The organism is Janibacter cremeus, assembly GCF_013409205.1.
Taxonomy (GTDB): domain Bacteria; phylum Actinomycetota; class Actinomycetes; order Actinomycetales; family Dermatophilaceae; genus Janibacter; species Janibacter cremeus.
Map to the genome: position 1 here is coordinate 3,172,079 of NZ_JACCAE010000001.1, position 19,783 is coordinate 3,191,861.

Annotated in this window: 13 protein-coding genes; 11 read left to right on the plus strand and 2 right to left on the minus strand. The window is 71.4% G+C overall.

Annotation, left to right across the window (positions count from 1 at the left end):
• Window positions 1-15 precede the first annotated feature (15 nt).
• The 5 genes from BJY20_RS15070 to BJY20_RS15090 all read left to right on the plus strand — a co-directional run bounded on the left by BJY20_RS15070 (window position 16) and on the right by BJY20_RS15090 (window position 8,227).
• Complete coding sequence (locus BJY20_RS15070; protein WP_185992278.1) at window positions 16-4,368, plus strand: alpha-(1->3)-arabinofuranosyltransferase domain-containing protein; 4,353 nt, start codon at window positions 16-18, stop codon at window positions 4,366-4,368.
• Window positions 4,365-5,189, plus strand: coding sequence for a glycosyltransferase family 2 protein (locus BJY20_RS15075; protein WP_343062933.1), 825 nt, complete (start codon window positions 4,365-4,367; stop codon window positions 5,187-5,189). Before BJY20_RS15070 ends, BJY20_RS15075 begins: the two co-directional genes overlap by 4 nt.
• On the plus strand, window positions 5,186-6,307 hold the full coding sequence (locus BJY20_RS15080) for a glycosyltransferase family 4 protein (protein ID WP_185992279.1): 1,122 nt from the start codon (window positions 5,186-5,188) through the stop codon (window positions 6,305-6,307). Before BJY20_RS15075 ends, BJY20_RS15080 begins: the two co-directional genes overlap by 4 nt.
• On the plus strand, window positions 6,307-8,010 hold the full coding sequence (locus BJY20_RS15085) for an MmpA family trehalose lipid delivery protein (protein WP_185992280.1): 1,704 nt from the start codon (window positions 6,307-6,309) through the stop codon (window positions 8,008-8,010). The genes BJY20_RS15080 and BJY20_RS15085 overlap by 1 nt, the downstream gene beginning before the upstream one ends.
• 64 nt (window positions 8,011-8,074) lie before the next feature.
• Entirely contained in the window at window positions 8,075-8,227 is a 153-nt protein-coding gene (locus BJY20_RS15090; protein WP_185992281.1) for a hypothetical protein, read from the plus strand.
• A gap of 58 nt (window positions 8,228-8,285) precedes the next feature.
• On the opposite strand, the gene BJY20_RS15095 is transcribed toward BJY20_RS15090, so the two are convergent.
• Complete coding sequence (locus BJY20_RS15095; RefSeq protein WP_185992282.1) at window positions 8,286-9,536, minus strand: glycosyltransferase family 4 protein; 1,251 nt, start codon at window positions 9,534-9,536, stop codon at window positions 8,286-8,288.
• A 100-nt stretch (window positions 9,537-9,636) separates the two neighbouring features.
• Here BJY20_RS15095 and BJY20_RS16225 point away from each other — a divergent pair, with 100 nt between their 5' ends.
• Complete coding sequence (locus BJY20_RS16225) at window positions 9,637-11,232, plus strand: methyltransferase domain-containing protein (RefSeq protein WP_246297169.1); 1,596 nt, start codon at window positions 9,637-9,639, stop codon at window positions 11,230-11,232.
• The gene (locus tag BJY20_RS15110; protein ID WP_185992283.1) at window positions 11,229-15,299 is read left to right on the plus strand and encodes an alpha-(1->3)-arabinofuranosyltransferase domain-containing protein; all 4,071 of its coding nucleotides are present in this window, start codon (window positions 11,229-11,231) and stop codon (window positions 15,297-15,299) included. The genes BJY20_RS16225 and BJY20_RS15110 overlap by 4 nt, the downstream gene beginning before the upstream one ends.
• On the opposite strand, the gene BJY20_RS15115 is transcribed toward BJY20_RS15110, so the two are convergent.
• Window positions 15,190-16,305: an acyltransferase family protein gene (locus BJY20_RS15115; RefSeq protein ID WP_343062934.1), complete on the minus strand. Its 1,116-nt coding sequence runs from the start codon at window positions 16,303-16,305 to the stop codon at window positions 15,190-15,192. The two genes, BJY20_RS15110 and BJY20_RS15115, sit on opposite strands and share 110 nt — an antisense overlap.
• Before the next feature lie 141 nt (window positions 16,306-16,446).
• On the opposite strand from BJY20_RS15115, the gene BJY20_RS15120 reads away from it, so the two are divergent.
• From BJY20_RS15120 to pgfA, 4 genes are all read left to right on the plus strand, one after another.
• On the plus strand, window positions 16,447-17,490 hold the full coding sequence (locus BJY20_RS15120; RefSeq protein WP_185992285.1) for a GHMP family kinase ATP-binding protein: 1,044 nt from the start codon (window positions 16,447-16,449) through the stop codon (window positions 17,488-17,490).
• The gene (locus tag BJY20_RS15125) at window positions 17,487-18,098 is read left to right on the plus strand and encodes a D-sedoheptulose-7-phosphate isomerase (protein ID WP_185992286.1); all 612 of its coding nucleotides are present in this window, start codon (window positions 17,487-17,489) and stop codon (window positions 18,096-18,098) included. Before BJY20_RS15120 ends, BJY20_RS15125 begins: the two co-directional genes overlap by 4 nt.
• 29 nt (window positions 18,099-18,127) lie before the next feature.
• Complete coding sequence (locus BJY20_RS15130) at window positions 18,128-18,667, plus strand: D-glycero-alpha-D-manno-heptose-1,7-bisphosphate 7-phosphatase (RefSeq protein WP_185992287.1); 540 nt, start codon at window positions 18,128-18,130, stop codon at window positions 18,665-18,667.
• A 107-nt stretch (window positions 18,668-18,774) separates the two neighbouring features.
• The gene (gene pgfA, locus BJY20_RS15135; RefSeq protein WP_185992288.1) at window positions 18,775-19,773 is read left to right on the plus strand and encodes a cell envelope lipid trafficking protein PgfA; all 999 of its coding nucleotides are present in this window, start codon (window positions 18,775-18,777) and stop codon (window positions 19,771-19,773) included.
• Window positions 19,774-19,783: the final 10 nt, after the last annotated feature.

The following is a 19,783-nucleotide window of genomic DNA, read 5'->3' on the forward strand; positions in this document are numbered from 1 at the left end:
AGAGGAGACGTCAGCGTGCGCAGCCGGCTCCGGCTACCCCGTGCGGTCTCCGTTCGGACGGTCTCCGCCATCCTCTTCGTGGTCCTGGCCGTCATCGTCTTCGCCAACAGCTGGGGTGTCTTCCAGACCGACATCAAACCAGAGGTCTATCTCAACCCCGGCGAGATGCTTCCGCGGTACCTGTCGGCGTGGACGTCCTCGCCCTACCTCGGGTCGCCGAATTTCAACGTGGGACTGGTCCCGGTCCTGGCCACGACGGCCCTCCTGCGCCAACTCGGCTTCGACCCCGAGTTGGCCTTCAAGATCTACCACCTCATCCTCTGGGCGCTGGCCGCATGGGGGACCAACCGTCTCCTGCGCACCCTCGTCCCCAGCGCGAGCGTCTGGGCAGGCCTGCTCGCCGGTGTTGCCTACATCGCCAACCCCTACGCGGTGGCCGCGGGCAGCACTCTGGCGGTCGCCCTGCCGATGGCCCTGCTGCCCTGGCTGCTCGTCGCGGTGACGAAGTCGCTGCGCACCCCGTCGAGCTGGGCGTGGCCGGCCGCCGTCGGACTGGTCTTCTTCGGCATGAGCGGGATGAACGTCGGCATCATCCCCGTCTACCAGCTCCTGCTGGTCATCCCGGTGGCCCTCTACGTGCGCGCCGAGCAGGGTCTGCGCTGGTCCCAGGTGGCGGCCTCCCTGGGCAGGAGTGCCCTGTTCGTCATCGTCGTCTCCCTCTACTGGCTGATCCCCGGTGCGGCGGCCACGGACACGGGAACCCAGATCGCCGCCGGGTCGGAGTCGCTGGACGGGATCGCCCGTACGAGCTCCTTCGTCGAGGTCCTGCGTGGTCTGGGGCTGTGGTCGTACTACGGGTCGGGAGACGCCGGCCCGTGGCTGCCGCAGTTCGCCATGTACTTCACCAGCGCCGTGATCATCCTGCTGACCATGCTCTGGCCGGCGCTGGCGCTCCTGGCGTTGAAGGTGGTGCCGACACGCCTGGCCCGGCTGTCGGCGGTGGCCACCGGCATCGTCGCGGTGATCATGGTCGGGCTCTACCCCGGCGGCAGCGGCGGATCGCTCTTCGCGCTCGTTCTGCGCCAGGTCTTCGAGCACGTCGGGCCACTCGTGGCCTTCCGCACCACCAACAAGGTCGGTGCAGGCCTGGCACTGGCCTTCGCGCTCGTGATCGGGTGGGCGATCGTCCGCCTGCTGCCCACCCTCGTGCGACGACCCGGTGGTGCGCCGGTTGTCGGTACCCTGGGCACCGCGGCCGTGATCGCGCTGGTCGCCCCCGCGGTCACCGGCAACCTCTACGTCTCGCCGTTGGACGTGCCGGACTACTGGGAGCAGGCCGCAGACGCCGTCGACACGGGCGACCCCAACCACAGGGCGCTCCTCCTGCCCGGGCAGACCAGGTCCGACTACCGCTGGAGCCTCGATCGACCGGACGACCTGCCCAACTCTCTGTTCGAGCGTGATGCCGTCATCCCCGAGACCATCCCCAACACCTCCCAGTGGGGTGGCAACTACCTGGCGGCGCTGAACACCACCCTGCAGTCGGGGACGTCTGGGAGTACGGACATCTCTCCCTTCGCCCGCTACCTGGGGGTCGACCACGTCCTGCTGCGCCATGACGTGGAGTGGGAGGACACCGGAGGGGCCCGTCCGGCGCACAATGCCCGGGCGCTGAGTGAGGACGATGGCCTCCAGGGTCTGCAGAACTTCGGCCAATCGGGTCAGAACATGTTCACCCGGGCCGTCCCCCCCGAACCCGAGTCGGAGGCCCTGCTCCCGCCCCTGCAGTTGTACGGGGTCAAGGATTCCCGGGGGATGGTGCGCGCGTCGACGGTGCCCGGCAGCCTCGTCGTGGCAGGTGACGCGTGGGCCATCCCTGCGATGGCCCAGCAGGGGCTGCTCAAGGGGTCACCTGCCATGCGCTATGCCCAGGACATGTCGCAGGAGGAGTTGAGGGATCTCCTCGAGCAGCAGTCCCGGATGGTCCTCACCGACACCAACCAGCGTCGTGAGGCCATCACCAACCGGCTGACCGCAAACCAGGGAGCCGTGCTGCCTCCCGACGAGACACCGACGATCACCCGGGCTCTCGGGAGTGCCGAGGACCAGAGCACGCTCACCGCGAGCGGCGTGCTCGTCGATGCCACCAGCGAGGGCGGCGCATTCTTCGACCTGCCGTACGGCGTTGCGGAGAACGCCGTCGACGGGGACCCGTCGACCTCGTGGCTCTTCGGTGACTTCCGGCGAGCGAAGGGGGAATCGCTCACCCTCCGACTGCCGGAGAAGCGCACCCTCGACACGGTGAGCATCCACACCACGTCGCTGGGTGATGTGGCGATCTCCTCACTCGAGGTGCGCGCGGGCGACGTGGCGCGGACGGTCGAGGTCGCCGAGGACGGCACCGCGACGATCGACCTGGGTGGCGTGCGCACCGACGAGGTGGAGCTGACCGTCACGGGGTTGCGAGGCGAGGGCGTCAGCCTGGTGGGCGTCTCCGAGGTCGACCTGGGAGACGACGGCCTCGTCGCCGAGCGCGCGATCGAGACGCCCGACACCTTCTCGCGCCTGTACGGCGAGCTGTCCGCGAAGGAGCGCCGGGACTTCGCGGACGCCCCGCTCGACGTGCTCTTCACCCGGGTGGACAACACCTCGGACCCTGACGACGACACCGAGACCGACCTGCGCCGCAACTTCACGCTCCCGGACGAGCGGACCTTCGAGGTCGGCGCCCGGGTACGTGTCCGCGGTGATCTCGAGCCGGCGGCCGACCGGCTCTCCGGGATGGACGACACCTATCGGGCCCGCTCCAATCGCACGTACTTCGACTCGCTCGCTCGTCGTGCCTCGAAGGCTGCCGACGGCTCGGCGAAGACGGCCTGGGTGCCCGGTGGCGAGATCACCGAGGCGTGGTGGCAGCTCACCGGAGCGGAGCGGGACCTCTCGCAGGTCACGGTCACACAGAAGCCGGGCCCCGGCGACGATGACGACACGGCCTGGGCGACCACCGCCACCGTGCTCGTCGACGGCGAGGAGGTCGCGACCGGGAGTCTGGGCCCCGGCACGGCCACGATCGGGCTGCCACCCGGCACGAGCGGTAGGACCGTTCGCCTGCGGATCGATGAGGTGGACGAGTCACGGGGTGAGTTGCCGGCGAGGTTCGTGACCATCGACACCGGCGCCACGGTCACCGGCGGAGGGATCGAGCGCCCGTGCGTCACGGTCGCCACCATCGACGGTGAGCCCGTCCGCATGCGGCCGAAGGACCCGGAGCAGATCGGCGGGACCGACGGCCACGGCACCCCCTGGGTCGGGTGCGAGGAGCAGCCACTCGTCTGGGGTGAGCACCGACTGCGCCCGGTCGAGGACTTCCAGCTCGACGAGCTGAGCTTGCGCGACGTCCACGGGAGCGAGGTCGTCGAGGAGGTGCCCTCGCCCGTCGTCGAGGTGGAGCGAAAGACCTTCACCTCCGGCATGACCGTCGACGTCGGTCGGGCGCAGGAGCCCTACTTCCTGTCCATTGGTCAGGGCTACGACCCCCGCTGGAACGCGGCCCTCGAGGACGGGACCGACCTGGGTGAGCCGGTCGTCGTCAACGGGTACGCCGTCGGCTGGTACGTCGACGACCTCGATGCGCACACCGTCCACATCGGGTACGGGCCGCAGCGGCGGGCGAACGTCGCCCTGGGGCTGTCCGGGGCCGGACTGCTCGTGGCCATCGCGGTCTTCTTCGGCCCCCTTGTGCGACGTCGTGTCGCCAGCCTGCGCACCGAGCGGGAGAGCGAGTGGGAGCATGAGCCCGGCGGGCCGCCCGCCTCCTCCGCCGAGGGCCCACCTTCGACCACGGGCGAGGACGATGCCTTCCTCGCCGGTGACGTGCCCGAAGACGACCCCTTCAACAGCGGTGCCGGCTCCCTCCCGGGTGGCGACGACGCCGTTGCCGTGGACGGTGAACCGACCCGGTCCGCTCGGATCCATGGTCTGCGCCACCGTCCCGTCACCCGTGGGCTCGCTGAGCTGCTGACCGAGCAGCGTGGTGGTCGACGACTGGCGGTCGAGGCCGGACTCGTTCTGGGCACCGCCGCCCTGACCGGGGTCGGCGGTGGCCTGGCTGCGCTGGCGGTCGTGTTCCTCGTGCGCCGCCGGGCCGCGCGCCCCGGCCTCCTCATCACGGCCGGGGCCGGACTCGTCCTGCTGTCCGCAGCAGTCTTCGTCCTGTACGCCGGCTTCGTCACCGACACCTTGGGTACGGTCAGTGCAGATGCGGTCAAGTCGGCCCTCGTGCCCCACCACATCGCCGGTGCCGGCCTCGTGCTCGCGGTCCTCGGTACCTTCATGCGACAAGACCCACCAGAGGAGCCCGGCCTGTGACCTCCGTGACAGTCGTCGTCCCGACCCGAAACAACATGCGCACGATCGAGGCGTGTCTGCGCTCGGTCGTCGACCAGACCCACCCCGACGTCGAGCTGATCGTCGTGGACAACCACAGCAGTGACGGCACCCCGCAGATCGCCGAGGAGATCGCCGACCGGGTCATCACCGCCGGACCGGAGCGCTCGGCACAACGCAACACCGGAGTGCGCGCCGCGACGTCCGAGTGGGTGCTGTGGCTCGACAGCGACATGATCCTCCCGCCCCGGACGATCGCCCTGGCCCTGGAGACGGCGCACGCGACGGGTGCGATGGGGATCGCCCTGCCGGAGCGCACGATCGGCGACGGGTTCTGGACGGCGTGCCGTGCCCTGGAGCGCGAGTGCTACCTCGACGACCCGTGGCTGCACAACCCGCGACTGGTGCGGCGCGACTACCTGCTCGGGGACGGGGCCTTCCACCTGGACATGTCGGGGCCGGAGGACGCCGACCTGCGGATGAAGATGCGCTCCAGTGGCGCCGGCATCGAGCTGGCCCCGATCATCATCGATCACGACGAGGGACGGCTCACGGTTGCTGACGTCATCCGCAAGCGGTACTACTACGGCCGCAGCATCCCCGCCTTCGCCCAGGAGCACGACGGTGCCGTGACGGCGCAGGGCCGGGCCGTCGTGAAGTCCTACGTGCGCAACCACCGCCGCCTGCTGCGGCAACCCGGGCACGCTGCGGGGATGGTGCTGCTGCGCGCTCTTGAGGCCGGTGGCTACGCGCTCGGTGCCCGCCGGGGACGACGGGACCGGACCGGGCAGGCGGGACGATGAGCCCGGGGTCCGACGACGTGCGACGCATGCTGTGGGTCTCGCTGCCCGACCAGCGAGCCCGCCGCGAGTTGTACTGGATGTCACGCATGCCCGGCACCCGGGTTCGGGCGATGGCTCGGCAGGAGCCCGTGGGGGAGGTCGACTGGATCCCCAGCACCTATCGCCGGCCCATCAAGCGCTTCGTCGAGGCAGGGGCTCTCGCCTGGGTCCGCGGTCTGGACGAGCAGGATCCCCTGGCGCACGACTGGGTGGCCTCGCTCGAGCTCTGCTCGCTCGTGACGGGACAGGCGTCGGCGTGGCGCCGTGCGGCACGCGCCGCCGGCTCGGCTCGTCCGCTGCAGGCGGTGGTCACGTGGGAGAACCTGCCCGACCAGCCCCTCTACCGGATCCCGCCCTACCGCCAGGCCCTGAACTCCTGTCGTGACGCCGACCTGCTGCTGTGCATGGTCGACGCGGCCAAGGACCACCTGCTGGCCAACGGGTTCGACGAGGAGCTGATCCGGGTGGTCAAGCCGGGCGTGGACACCGCGCTGTTCCACCCGGCGCAGGAGCCGACGCAGGAGCCGGTCGTCGTCTTCGCCTCGCCGTTGGCGGAGAACAAGGGCATCGACCGCGTTCTTCAGGCCATGCGCATCGTGCGCCGCTCGATCCCCGAGGCCCGCTTGCGGGTCGCCGGCAGGGGGCCCCTGGAGCACCTCGTGCGGGCCGAGGCCGAGGACCCGCGCAACGGTGTGGAACTCATGGGGACGTTGGACGCCGCCGGCGTGGCCGAGGTCATGCGCTCTGCCGCCGTGTTCACCACGGCGCCGCGCGCGACCTGGAAGTGGACCGAGCAGCTGGGCCTGGCCTATCTCGAGGCCCTGGCCAGCGGATTGGCCATCGTCACCACCCGGTGCGGCACCAACGACGAGGCGGTCCACCCGCCGAACCACCTGGTGGAGGACTCGGCCGAGGCACTGGCCGAGGGGATCCTGCACCACCTGGCCGACCCGGTCCGACGCGCCGAGGTCGGGGTGGCCAACCGACGCCATGCCCTGACCCACCACGATCTGGCAACACAGTGCGTGGCCATGGGCGCGGCTTTCAGCGAGGTCGAGGCGCTGCACCGGTCGCGCTGATGGACCGCACACGCTCCCGGCTGCGGCCGGTGACGGTCGGGGGAGGCGTCGGCCTCGTGCTCGGCATCCTCGTCCTCGGCCCGGCGCTGGCGCCGGGCTACACGCTGCACTACGACCTCGTCTTCGTCCCGGACCTGCCGCTGTCGGCACGCACCCTCGGCACCGATGGGACCGTGCCGCGTGCCGTCCCCAACGACCTGCTGGTCGCACTCGCGTCCCTGGTCCTGCCGGGATGGGTGGTGCAGAAGCTGGTCCTCCTGGGCAGCTTCGTGCTCGGTGGCGCCGGGGCCGGACGGCTGGCCACCACCCGGATGGGTGCCGTGGCCACTGCGACCTGGTGGTCGTGGAACCCGTGGGTGGGTGAACGGCTCGGCATCGGCCACTGGGGCTACCTCGTCGGCTTCGCCCTGCTGCCGTGGGTCCTCGCGGCCGCAGCCCGTCTGCGGTCCTCGGGGAAGGGGGTCGCCGCCCTCGTCGCGACGCTCACGGCGTCGGCGCTCGCCGGCTCGACCCCCGGGGTCATCGCGACGATCCTCGCGGCGGTGGTGGTGCTCCTCCCGGGCGGACCGGGACGGCCCCGTCCGCGGCACCTCGCGATCGTCGTCGGCACCGCACTGCTGGCCAATGCGTCGTGGTGGTATCCCTTCCTGCGCTCGGCCTCCCACGCGGCCGACCCGGACGGCGCACGTGCCTTCGCCGCGGCGGGGGACACCCCCTTCGGGGCCCTGGGCTCACTGGCCCTCGGCGGCGGGCTCTGGCACGAGGGAACGTGGTTCGTCGAACGCACGACCTGGCCGGTGGCCGCGGGAGCATTGCTGGCGGTGCTCGCCCTGCTCCTGCTCTGCCTGGGTCGCCGGCACTGGTGGGCGGACCCGCTCTCCCGGGGCGCCACGGTGGGCGGCGTCCTGGGGCTGGTCCTGGCGGGGCTGGGTGCCCTGCCCGCAGGGCACCTGCTCCTCGAGGCCGTGGTGACGACCGTCCCCGGCGGTGGCATCCTGCGTGACGGCCAGAAGTTCGCGGCACTGTGGGTGCTCCTCCTGGCGGTCGCCACGGCTCGGGTCGTCGACCGCATCCGGGTGCAACGACTCCCGGTGGTCCTGCTGGCTGTCGCCGTGGCCTGGCCCGTGGCCACCCTCCCGACACTGGCGTGGGGGCACTCGGGCACCTGGGGCAGCGTCAGCTGGCCGGACGAGTTCGAGACCGTGACCGATCGGCTGTCGACCTCGACCGAGTCGGTGGCGGTCTTCCCGTGGTCGACCTACCGTCGCTACGACTGGAACGACGACCGGGTCGTCCTCGACCCGTGGAACCGACTCCTGCCCCAGCGGGTCGTCACCGACGACCGACTCGCCCTGCGCGGCGAGCCGACCGTTGCGGGGGAGGGCCCTTCGGCGGCTGCCGTGACCGCGTCGCTGGCGGCGGGCACGGACCTGGCCGACGTCCTGCGTCAGGAGGGCGTGCGCTGGGTCGTCGTCCAGACGGACCAACCGGCTCCGGCGCGGTCGGTGCCGGACCTTCCCGGTGAGCCGGCCCTCGTCACCGGTGATCTCGAGGTGCACGACCTCGGGCGCTCGAACGCAACGACCACCTCAAGCGGCCCTCTGGCGGCTGCAGGGTTGGTCGGTACGCTGATTGCCGTCCTCGTGTCCGTCGGTCTGGGCGTGCGGTCACGTCGCGGTGAGACACGACGCACTCCCGTATGAGTGGCGCCGTAGTGACTCGCGGGTTTACCATGGACGAAAGACATCCACTCCTGGAGGCTTCCCTGTGAACACCGGCTCGAAGAAGATCGCCTACAACGTCGGCGGCACCGTCTTGGGCGCTCTCGTGGCGGCGTTGGCCATCTTTGGCATCGTCCAGTCGCAGAACAGCGCCTCCATGCCCCAGGAGAACCAGCAGGTCATCAACTACAACAGCTGATCCCGCACCACGACGAAGGGGCCGGCCACCGCATGGTGGCCGGCCCCTTCGTCGTGCCTCAGGACGCCATGGCCGCCAGGTCCTCCTCGTGTGCCACCTCCGTGGCGGGGGTCTCGGGCGCCCGGGCGATGAGGGCGTCGAGGTCGATGACGTCATCACGGTAGCGGTCGGCGTGGCCGATGACGGAGGCGATCACGGATTCCAGACGCCGACCGGTACGGCCCCAGTCGAAGGAGCTGGCGTAGAGGCGGGCCGTGCGGCCCAGGGTGCGCCGGAGCACCGGGTCGTCGATGAGCTCGATGACGTGCTCCTCGAACTCCTCCACGGAGTCGGCGAGAAGACCGGTGCGAGCGTGGACGATGGACTCGCTCGGGCCCCCGGCGAAGGCGTAGGCCACCGCAGGGGTGCCGTGCAGGCCCGCCTCGACGATCGTCAGGCCCCACCCCTCCTTGTGCGAGGGCATGACGACGGCCCAGGCCCGGGCCAGCAGCTCGTGCTTGACCGGCTCGTCGACGAAGCCGTGGAGATGGACGCGATCGGCGACGCCGCGCTCCTGCGCGTGCCTGGCGATCTCGGCCTCCCAGTAGCCGCCGCCGACGACGTGCAGTTCGAGGTCGGGGTGGGTCGTCGCGCGTGAGGCGAGGATGTCGACGGCCTGCTCGACGTGCTTGTGCGGCACGAGGCGACCCAGGAAGAGGATCGAGGGAGCATCGGTGCGCTCGAGCGCCGCGTAGTGGTCCAGGTCGCCCGGCCGATCGTTGCCGGAGTAGACGAGATCCACCCGGCCGGGGTCGACGCCCAGGCCGGCAAGCTCGTTGCGGGTCGACTTGGAGACGGTCACGTACCGGTTGTTGCGGTACACCCACGGCGCGACCTTCGACTCCAGGAACCAGCCCATGCGGGCCACCGTGCCGTTGAAGACGGCCTGCCACTGGTCGTGGTGGACGTGGTGGACGATGTTGATGATCGGGGTCCTCGACACCAGCGGGGACCAGAAGGGCACGCCGTTCTGCACGTCGAGCACGACGTCGTAGTCGCGGCCGTGGCGCAGCAGGTGCCACATGCCGTGGAGGTAGACGCTGAACTTCGAGCCGCGGCGGACCACCTGTACGTCGCCGTGCCGGGTGGTGGGGCTGGCGCCGGGGTAGGAGGCGGTGAAGATCGTCACCTCGTGACCCTGCTGGGTGAGGACCTCGGAGGTGCGTTCGGTGAAGGTCTCGGCGCCACCCGCTTCCGGGTTCTCGCGGTCGCGCCAGGACAGGTACAGCACCCGAAGGGGGGTCTTCGGGCGGGTCCCGCTGATCGTCATCGTCTCTCCTTGCCGGTGCCGGGGAGATCACGGCACCGACGGTTAGGCTACTGCCGTGAGTTACCCAACGGTAGGGCAACGGCCCCGATCCGAGTGTGAGATGTGCGGCTCTTCAGTGGTCGGCGAGGCCATCAAGGGCGGGTGCGTCCTCGATCGCTGCACCCGGTGCGGGCACATCGAGCGCGATCTCGGGCGTTGTCCGGCCGACCACCGTGACCTCGCCTACGGGGGCGAACCCACTCTCGACCGGATCCGTCTCGACCTGACCCACCGGGAGCTCGTGCGCGACGGCAGGCCGGGGCGCGTGCTGGAGATCGGGTACGGGGCCGGATCCCTCCTGCGCCGATTCCTCGACGACGGTGCCGAGGTCGCCGGAGTCGACCCCGACCAGCTCCTCGTCGACGTCGACCCGGTGGTGCGGGCCCACGGGGACCTGCGCGTCGGAGGCATCGAGGAGACGGCAGACCTGCCGGGCGACCAGGACCTCGTCTACGGCATCCACGTCCTCGAGCACGTGGACAACCCCCACCGGGCGCTCGCGGCCTCCCACGACCTACTGCGTCCCGGCGGGCGCGTGAGCTTCCTCACCCCGGCCGGTGACGGCACGGCTGTGGAGCGGTACGGGGCCGCCTGGTGGATGCTGGAGGACCCGACGCACGTGCGGTTCTTCACCGCGGACTCGCTGACCCGGGCCGCCGAGGCGGCCGGCTTCGTCGACATCGAGGTGCGTCGCCTCCTGCTCGACAGTCTGAGCGTCGATGCCGCCAGCGTGGCCCGGGCCGTGCGACCGGGGCCGCGACCCCGCGGCGTGCTCGCGTCCAGGGCAGTGGTCGCCTCAGCCGTCGCGAGTCTGCCGATCGTCCTCGCGCAGCGCCTGGTACGACCGCGCACCCGGCCCACGCTTCACCTGCTCGCCCGTCGGGCAGGCGAATCAGGTGCTCGTGGTGCAGTTCCGCCGATGGATGGCGGGTCGATGACCACCCCACCCTCCGCGCATCGTGGGATCCGACGCTCGGTGCGTCTCTTCTCGGCCTTCCTCGTCGAGCAGAGCGACCCGCACCGCTTCTACTCCGAGCTCGCGGCCGACTCCATCGACCTGCTGCGTGAGCACACCGGTCTGCACGGCCGGACGGTGCTGGACGTCGGTGCGGGGCCGAGGGAGTTCGCGCGGGCCTTCCGGCAGGAGGGAGCGAGGTACATCCCGCTCGACCACGACGCGAGCGTTGCCTCGGTACGTGACGGTGGTGTGGTCGGCGACGCGCTGCGACTGCCCCTGGCCGACGCGTCGGTGGACGTCGTCTTCTCCAGCAACATGTGGGAGCACGTGCCGGACCCTGAGGCGGTCGCCGACGAGCTGTTGCGCGTGACCCGACCCGGGGGGATCGTCTTCCTCTCCTACACCAACTGGCTCTCGCCGTGGGGCGGGCACGAGACCTCACCCTGGCACTGGCTCGGGGGGCAGCGGGCCATCCGCCGGTACGAGCGCAGGCACGGGCACCCGCCGAAGAACAGGGTGGGGGAGACGCTCCACCGCGTGTCCGTGCGCCAGGGGCTCGAGTGGGCCCGCAGGTCGGATGCCGACGTCCTCGCCGCCCGACCTCGTTACCTGCCCGACTGGTGCGCGACGGTTCTGCGGCTGCCGGGTGTCCGTGAGGTCGTCACCTGGAACCTCCTGCTCGTCCTCCGGCGGCGATGACCGCGCAGGAGACCGCGTCGGCGGCGGAGATGGGAGGCGTCGAGGAGGTCAGACGCCGGGTGCAGCGGCTGGCGGCGACACTGCTCGTGGGTCTCCTGCCGTGGCTCATCGCGCCCGGACGGCTGCAGCCGGACACCAAGACCGACCTCGTGGTCTCCCCGGCCAGGTACCTCCAGCGGGCCCTGTGGGCGTGGAACGACCACACCGGGATCGGCGAGCTGCAGAACCAGGCGTACGGCTATCTCTGGCCGATGGGCTCGTTCTTCCTCGCCGGGGACGCGGTCGGCCTGCCCGGATGGGTGACCCAGCGGCTGTGGTGGACCCTGCTGCTCGTCGTCGCCTTCGTGGGGGCGGAGCGGCTGGCCCGTCGCGTCGTCGGTCTGCCGACGGTGCCCGCCCTGGTCACCGCGCTCGTCTTCGCGTTGTCACCTCGGGTACTCACGGTGCTGGCGGAGATCTCCGTCGAGGTGTGGCCGTACGCGCTCGCACCCTGGCTGGTGCTCGCGGCGGACCGGATGGTCGCGCCCGCGGCCGGGTCGACCGGTCGCCGCAGCGGGGCGGCGGCGACCGGCCTGCTGACGGCCTGCCTCGGCGGGGTCAATGCCACGGTCTCCCTCGTCGCCCTCGTGCCGGCGGTGGCGTGGATCGCGCTGGCCCCCGCGGACCGTCGCCGCGGCCGCGCCCTGGCCTGGTGGCTGCCGGCGACCGTTCTGGGGGCGCTGTGGTGGCTCGGTCCCCTCGTCGTTCTCGGGCGCTACTCCTATCCCTTCCTCGACCACATCGAGGTAGCCTCGATGACGACCGCGGTGGCCTCGGTGACCAACGTCCTGCGGGGGACCGAGCACTGGATCGCCTTCATCCTCACCGGCGGCGACCACCCGACCTGGCAGAGTGGGTGGGTCCTGGCGCAGTCGGTCACCGCGATCATCGCCACGACGGTACTCGCCGGGCTGGGGCTGGCCGGTCTCCTGCGGCGGCGGGCCGAGCCGGTCACCACCGAGGACGAAGGGAGCGGCGCCCACCTGACGCGGTGGGCCCTCCTGCTGGTCCTGGTCGGCACCGTCGCCATGACCATGGGTCGCACGGGTGCGGCCTCGGGGCTCCTCGCCGAACCGGTCCAGCACCTCCTGGACGGTCCGCTCGCCCCCTTCCGCAACGTGCACAAGGCCGACCTGCTCGTGCGTTTGCCCGTCGCCGTCGGTGTGGGCATGCTGGCCCACTGGGCGACGCGGATCGAGCGGGGAGCAGGGCCGATGGGCCGGCAGGTCGTGGTGGTCACCACCGTGCTCGCCCTCGTCGGCGCCCTCTCGCCGGTGTGGTTGGGCCGTGTGGGGGACGCCTGGGCCGTGGAGGGGATCCCGGCGACCTGGACCCGAACGGCCGAGCGGGTCGATGCCTTGGCCCAGAAGGACGGCGGCACCACGCTCGTCCTGCCGGGTGCCCGCACGGCCGACTTCACCTGGGGGCGGGTCACCGACGAACCGCTGCGCGCGCTGGCGGCGTCTCCGGTCCTCGTCCGGGCCGCCGCACCACTGGGGCACCCCGGAGCGACCCGCGTGCTCGACCACGTGGACGCGCTCACGGCCACCGGACGCAGCCAGCCGGAGCTGGCTGCCGGCCTGCGCCGGCTGGGGATCTCCCGGGTGGTCGTGCGCGGTGGGTTGAGTCAGGACCTCGCGGCCGTGGACCCGGGCCGGGTCGCCGCGACCCTCGCGGCGTCGCCGGGCTTCAGCCGCACGTGGTCCCACGGTGAGGGTCGCGAGGAGATCAGCATCTGGCGTCTCGAGGAGCCTGCCTCACCCGTGACGATGGTGCCGACCGACGCCGTGGTCACCGCTGCGGCCGCCCCCGAGGGGTGGTTCCCACTCGTCGCGGCGGACCTGCTGGACCCCCGGTCGGTGATGCGCCAGCCCAGCGCCGACCACCCGGCGCAGGTGCGTACGGACACCCTGCGCTGGCAGGCGCTCAACTCCGGTCGCCCACCGGCACTCGGCCATGGCCAGACCCTCCCGGCCGGAGACCCCCGGCCGACGACCGTGGGCAGCCGGGCGTTGACGGCGTCTCCGGCCGATGGCCGGGGCCCGGGGCCGGGCTGGACGACCCGCTTCTGGTCCGGGCTCTCCGGGATCACCACCAGCTCCAGCGCAGCCTCCCCCTTCGCCTCGGTCCGGCGAAGTGCGGGGGAGGGGTCCGCGGCGCTGGTCGACGGGGACCCGGCGACGGCGTGGGTCAGCGGCGACGGTGGAGCGACGCAGCAGATCACGCTCCACCTGGACGAGACGGCCTCCCCCCGGGGGGTCCTCGTCCACGAGGCATGGGGAGGCGACCTCGGCCCCCTCGTGTCCGTCTCCGTGGACGGTGAGCGGGGGAGCAGGCCCCAGGACTCGATGACCTGGCACGTCCCCCTCGACGGTTCCGAGCGCGAGGAGGTCACCATCGACCTGAGGACGCAGCCGGGGGCAGACGGTGACCACGCGCGGCCCATGGGGGTCCGGGAGGTGGATCTCGAGGGGGGACCGGACCTCGGGACGGGCCTGACGCTGCCCGACGGCAGCGGCCCGGTGCTGTTCAGCCGCGACCCGCGGGCCGGCGCGGACCTGACCGCGGGAGAGGACCCGAGCAACCTCGTCCGGCGCGTCGGGGCCCTGCCGGTGAGCCGGATCTCCGCGAGCGTGCGCATCAGTCCCGGTGCGGCCGGGCAGGACCTGGTCGCAGCCCCGTGGGGACTGCACGGCAGTACCCTCCCGGACGGCTTCACCTCGTCCGCCGACCTGGAGCGCTGGCCGGTCGCCGCCCTCGACGGGGACCCGGACACGCGCTGGACCCCGTCGTCCGGGGTGAGCGACCCAGCCCTGGCCATTGACTTCGGGACCGAGCAGGAGGTCGGGACGATCCGACTCGACCGGGCCGTCGGTGGCGTCACCGTGGCCACGGACTCCGAGCGGTACGTCCTGCCCGGCGGCACCACGTTGACGATCCCGAGACAGCGGACGCAGCACCTCACGCTGACCTTCGCCCGCCCACCCGGTCGCGCCGCGTGGTCGGCGCCGGAGGTGGCCGTGGCCGGGATCGACGGGCCACAGGAGCAGGTTCGGCTCGACTGCGGGCAGGCCGGTGCCGTCGGTCGGCAGGACGGTCGGGTCGGGCTCGCGCTCGACGCATCGCGCCGTGACCTGATAGCGGGCGGATCGGTGGCGGCCACACCGTGCGGGGACCTGCCGGCCGGCGACGGGACGGTCACCGCGGTCGCCGTCCCCGGACTCGTGGCCGAGCGGGTCGCACTGGTTCCCCAGGGCTGGACCACCCCGGAGGTGACCCGGACCCGGGCCGTGACCAGCCACCGTGAGCACGCCGGCAGCTGGACCTTCGACGTCGGGTCGGGGCAGCGGTCGCTTCTCGTGCTCACCCAGGGCGCGAACGAGGGCTGGCGGGCCGTCACGACGGACGGCGAGACCCTGCGTCCCGTCTCCGTGGACGGGTGGCGCCAGGCCTTCGTCGTGCCGGAGGGGGCGGCCACCACCGTCAGCGTCGACTTCACCCCCAACCGCTCGCACCGCGTGGCCCTGGCCGTCGGCGCCGTCGTGGCGGGGCTGCTCCTGCTGTGGGGCGTCCTCGAGCTGATCCTGCACCAGCGCCGACGCCGGGCCCCTGCTGCTGATGTCGCAGGGATGTCCGAGCGTGCCGTCCCGGGGATGATCGAGACTGGTGCGTCCACGCCGGACGCGGGTGGCGGGCGCGCCCCGATCGTCATCGCTGTCCTGACGGCGGCGGCCGTCGGACTCCTCGTGGCCGGCCCGCTGGGTCTGCTCGCCGCCGTCCTGGGGGCGTTGGTCCCCTTGCGGTTCCGCTCGTTGGCGGTGGCGCTCGTCCTCGCCGGGGCCGGGGTGGGACTCTCGGTCCTCGGGGTGGCCGAGCGTCAGTCGACCGGTGCCTGGCTGGCGCAGGGTCTGGGGACCTTCACGCTCGGGGTGCTGGCTGCGGCACTGGTGCGTACCGGCGTCGGTGGGCCAGGGCCAGCACCGGACGCTCCAGCAGGCTCCACGAAAGGTGGGCCAGACCCACGCTGACCACCGTGGTCAGCACGAGGGTGAGGCCGAAGGGGGCGGCGAAGAGCTGTAGGTCGAGCACGGCGAAGCTCACCTGGATCACGACGACGTGCCAGAGGAAGACGGCGTAGGAGATGTCACCGAGCCATCGTGCCGGGCCGGCCGCGGGCGAGTCGGTGAGCAGCTCGGTCAGGCCGCGGGTCGTCGCGGCGAGCAGGAGGCACCCGGCGACCAGGCCGTAGAGCACTTCGGCGGCGACCGACTCGAGCCCGTTCGCCGGCTCCAACCCACGGGGACCGGCCACGTCGGTCGACGCCACCAACCACAGGACGCCGGCCAGGACGACGAGGGTGCCCGGACTGGTGCGCAGCGCCTCCAGCCAGGGGCGTCGGGAGACGGGATGGCCCGCGTGCTCCGCCTCGATGACGACCGTGAGCGCCGCTCCCAGGGCGAACCACGCGGCGTGCCCGGCGGCCGACGTGGCCAGCACGCCCGCGTCGTCGGGGCTCGGCAGCAGGTCGATGGCCCCCTGGCCGACCAGTCCGACGACGGCGACGACGCCGCAGGCCACGAGCAGTCGGTGGGCCGTCGCGGTGGGGGTGGCGCCGCGCGTCGGACGGGCCAGCAGGAGAGCGACCACGGGCAGGATCAGGTAGAACGTGACCTCGGTCGTCAGGCTCCACGTCTGGGTGAATGACTGGAAGGTGCGCCCCGTCCACCCCTGGCCGACGACGAGGTGGACGAGCACGGTCCGGACGTCGAGCACGTCCGCGGCAGCACCACCGAGCACGGCTGCTGCGGTCACGACCCCGACGAGGGCGAACAGGTAGGCAGGCATGATCCGTGCCGCCCGGCGTACCAGGTAGGTGCCGAGCGACCACCGGGCCGGCTGCCCGATGGCCCGTCGGACGAAGGGGGCGGACAGCAGGAACGCCGACAGGGCGAAGAAGATCGCCACCCCGAGCTCGCCACGGGCGGCGAGCCCGCCGATGACACCCGCACTGCTCTTGCCGGTCCAGAACGCCACGTGGGACAGCAGCACGAGCCAGGCCGCGACCGCCCGGAGCAGGTCGAGGCCGAGTATGCGTGGCCGGGCTTGCGAGTGTGCGTCGATGTCGTCACCTACTATTCGGTATCAAGTCGATTGTGCTGCATGAGAGGGAGATCCATGACCGTGCGCCCGGTACTGCGTGCCCGCGCGCCCCTTCGGGTCAGCTTCGCCGGTGGCGGCTCGGACGTGGCCCCCTTCCCCCAGCGCGAAGGAGGCGCGGTCCTCAGCGCGACGATCGGCAGCTACGCCTACGCGACCCTGCGCCCGCGCGATGACGGCCACATCACCGTCGAATCGCACGACTACGGCACCTCGATCGGCTACGACGTGGGCGCTCCGCTCGAGCTCGACGGTGATCTGGATCTGCCGAAGGCGGCGATCGCCCGCATCATGGCACTCGAGGGAGCCATGGCCTCGGACGGCTTCGACCTCTTCCTCCACACCAATGCACCCCCGGGGTCGGGGCTGGGCAGCTCGAGTGCCGTGATGGTTGCCGTCATCGACCTCGTCGCCCGACACTGCGGCCTCGATCTGGGTCCGTACGAGATCGCCGAGCTCGCCTACCGCCTGGAGCGTGAGGACCTTGCCATCCCCGGCGGCTCCCAGGACCAGTACGCGGCCGCCTTCGGTGGCTTCAACTTCATGGAGTTCCGCACCGACGGCCGGGTCGTCGTCAACCCCCTGCGCGTGCGGTCGGACACCGTGCACGAGCTGGAGCACAACATGCTCCTCGCCTACACGGGGCGCACCCGGGTCAGCGACCACATCATCGAGGACCAGGTCTCGCGGTACGAGACCGGCAATCTCGATGCCGTGGCCGGCCTGCGTGCCCAGCGGGACCTCGCGGATGCCATGCGGGTGGCGCTGCTGCGCGGGCAGGTCGACGAGCTCGGGCACCTGTTGGGGGAGGCGTGGCGCGAGAAGCAACGGATGTCCTCGCGCATCACCACCCCGCTGATCAGCGACGCGGTCGACCTCGCCCTGCGCAGCGGTGCGCTCGGCGGCAAGGTGACCGGCGCCGGCGGCGGTGGCCACCTGATCTTCGTCTGCGAGTTCGAGCGACGGCACGTCGTCGCCGACGCCTTGATCGATCTGGGTCTGACGGTCTCCGAGTTCACTTTCACCAAGCACGGCGTGACCACGTGGAAGGGCCAGCAATGACCATGCAGGACAGCACGGGACCCGACATCCTCGCGACCCGGCTCGACGCCGGGATCGCGGCGTGGGGTGAATTGGCGGCACAGGTCGCGCAACCGGACCTGCGCGAGCGCGCCCGGGCGGCGGGCGGTTCGGTGCTGGCCGCACTGGCTGCCGGGCACACGCTCCTCGTCGCCGGCAACGGGGGCAGTGCCGCGATCTCCAGCCACATCGCTGCCGAGTTCCTGGGCAAGTGCGTCGTCGACCGCCACCCGCTGCCGGCCATCAGCCTGGCGGAGTCGCCCGCCTCGCTGACCGCGATCGGCAACGACTACGGCTTCGACGAGGTCTTCGTGCGCGGGGTGCAGGCCTTCGGCCGGCCGGGTGACGTCCTCCTCGCGATGTCCACCTCGGGTGCGAGCCCCAACATCATCGCCGCCCTGGCGGAGGCACGTTCGCGAGGTCTGGGCACGATCCTGATGACGGGGGAGAAGGGGGCCGGCCGGGTGGACCTCGCCGACCACCTCCTCGCCGTTCCCTCACGGGAGACGCCACGGATCCAGGAGGTCCACATGCTGTGGGCGCACTCCTGGTGCGAGGCCGTCGACCACGCGATGCAGGAGCAGGGCTGACCCCGCAGCCGTGGTGGTTCGGTCCGGCGGTGATCGACCCCGCCGGGCCCGGGGCCCCCTTCGACCTCGTCCTGCTCGACCGGGACGGGACGCTCAACGTCCGGGTCGAGGACGGGTACGTCACCTCACCGGAGGACCTGGTCATGCTGCCGGGCTCCGAGCGTGCCGTCGGGCGGATCACCGCGTCCGGGTGTCGCACCGTCCTGGTGACGAACCAGCGGGGCATCGCGCGGGGCCGGATGACCGGTGCGGACCTCGCCTGCGTGCACGCGCGTCTCGCCGAGGAGCTGGCGCTCGGTGGCGGGCGCCTCGACGCCATCGCGGTGTGCCCCCACCGGGAGGGGGAGTGCGGGTGCCGCAAGCCGCTGGACGGACTCTTCCGTGCTGCGCTTGCTCGGGCTCCCTGGGCGAGCCCGGACAGGTGCCTGATGATCGGGGACATGCCCGCCGACCTCGAGCCGGCCGCACGTCTTGGGATGCGGACGCTCCGCGTCGGTGGCGCTGTCGGTATCGCCGCAGGTGTCGCCCGGATTCTCGGGCCGGATTCTGCGGGTGGCGAGCCGTCCTGATGTCAACAGTGGCGAACGCCACGTCCTCTACGCTGTCCACGGAACGAACCGCGGCCGGAGAGGTGCTACCGTCCGGTAAGTTGTTCAGGCCAAGGAGGGTTTCTCTCGTGCGCAAGTTTCTGCTGCCGGCGATCATCATGGGCGTCGGTGCATTCATCCTCACCATGGGACTGCTCTTCCGGTTCTATGCCTACCCGAACCTGGCGGTCGTCCCGACCGACCAGAACACGACGTCGGTCATCCAGGATCCTGACGCGACCTTCTTCGACGCCGACAACGTCAAGCCGGGCTCGGGAGAGCTGACCACGACCGCCCGCATCATCGGTGACCCCGAGGCATCCGAGGCCGCGTCCGAGGAGACCGGCCGCGACGTCGCGGTGTGGAACATGGGCCAGGTCAGTGACAACAACGGCGACAACATGCCGATGGCCGGCAGCACGTCGGTCATGGTCTTCGACCGGCACACCGCCGAGGCGATCAACTGCTGTGGTGAGTCCGAGAACGGCGAAGAGGTCGAGCGTGAGGGACTGCTGGTGAAGTTCCCCTTCGACACCAAGGCCGTCGACACCTACCAGTGGTGGGACGCAACCGTGGGCAAGGCCTTCCCCGTGACGTACGAGGGTGAGGAGACGCTCCAGGGCATGGATCTGTACAAGTTCACCAGCGAGGTCCCGCTCACCAAGTACACGACGATGGAGCTGCCTGGCTCGCTGTTCGGCGGAGCGCCCTCGGCGCCCGGCGTCGAGGCAGACCGCTTCTACTCCAACGAGCGCACCTTCTGGGTCGACCCCGTCACGGGTGTCATCATCGACCGCGTCGAGGACCAGCACCAGGAATTCCGTCACGACGGTGAGACCGTCAACGCCCTGACGACCACGTCGAGCTTCACCCAGAAGACGGTGGACACGAATGTCGAGGACTACAAGTCGAAGTCCTCGCAGCTGGCGCTGGTGAAGAACACCCTGCCGGTCATCTTCACCGTCATCGGGCTCGTCCTGCTGCTCGCCGGTCTGGTCATGTCCGTCATCATCGGTCGACGCAAGAACACCGAGGTGCCGGTCCAGGCCGACGACCGTGGTGACCCGGTCTTCGGCGACCGCGGCTGAGGCCACGAGT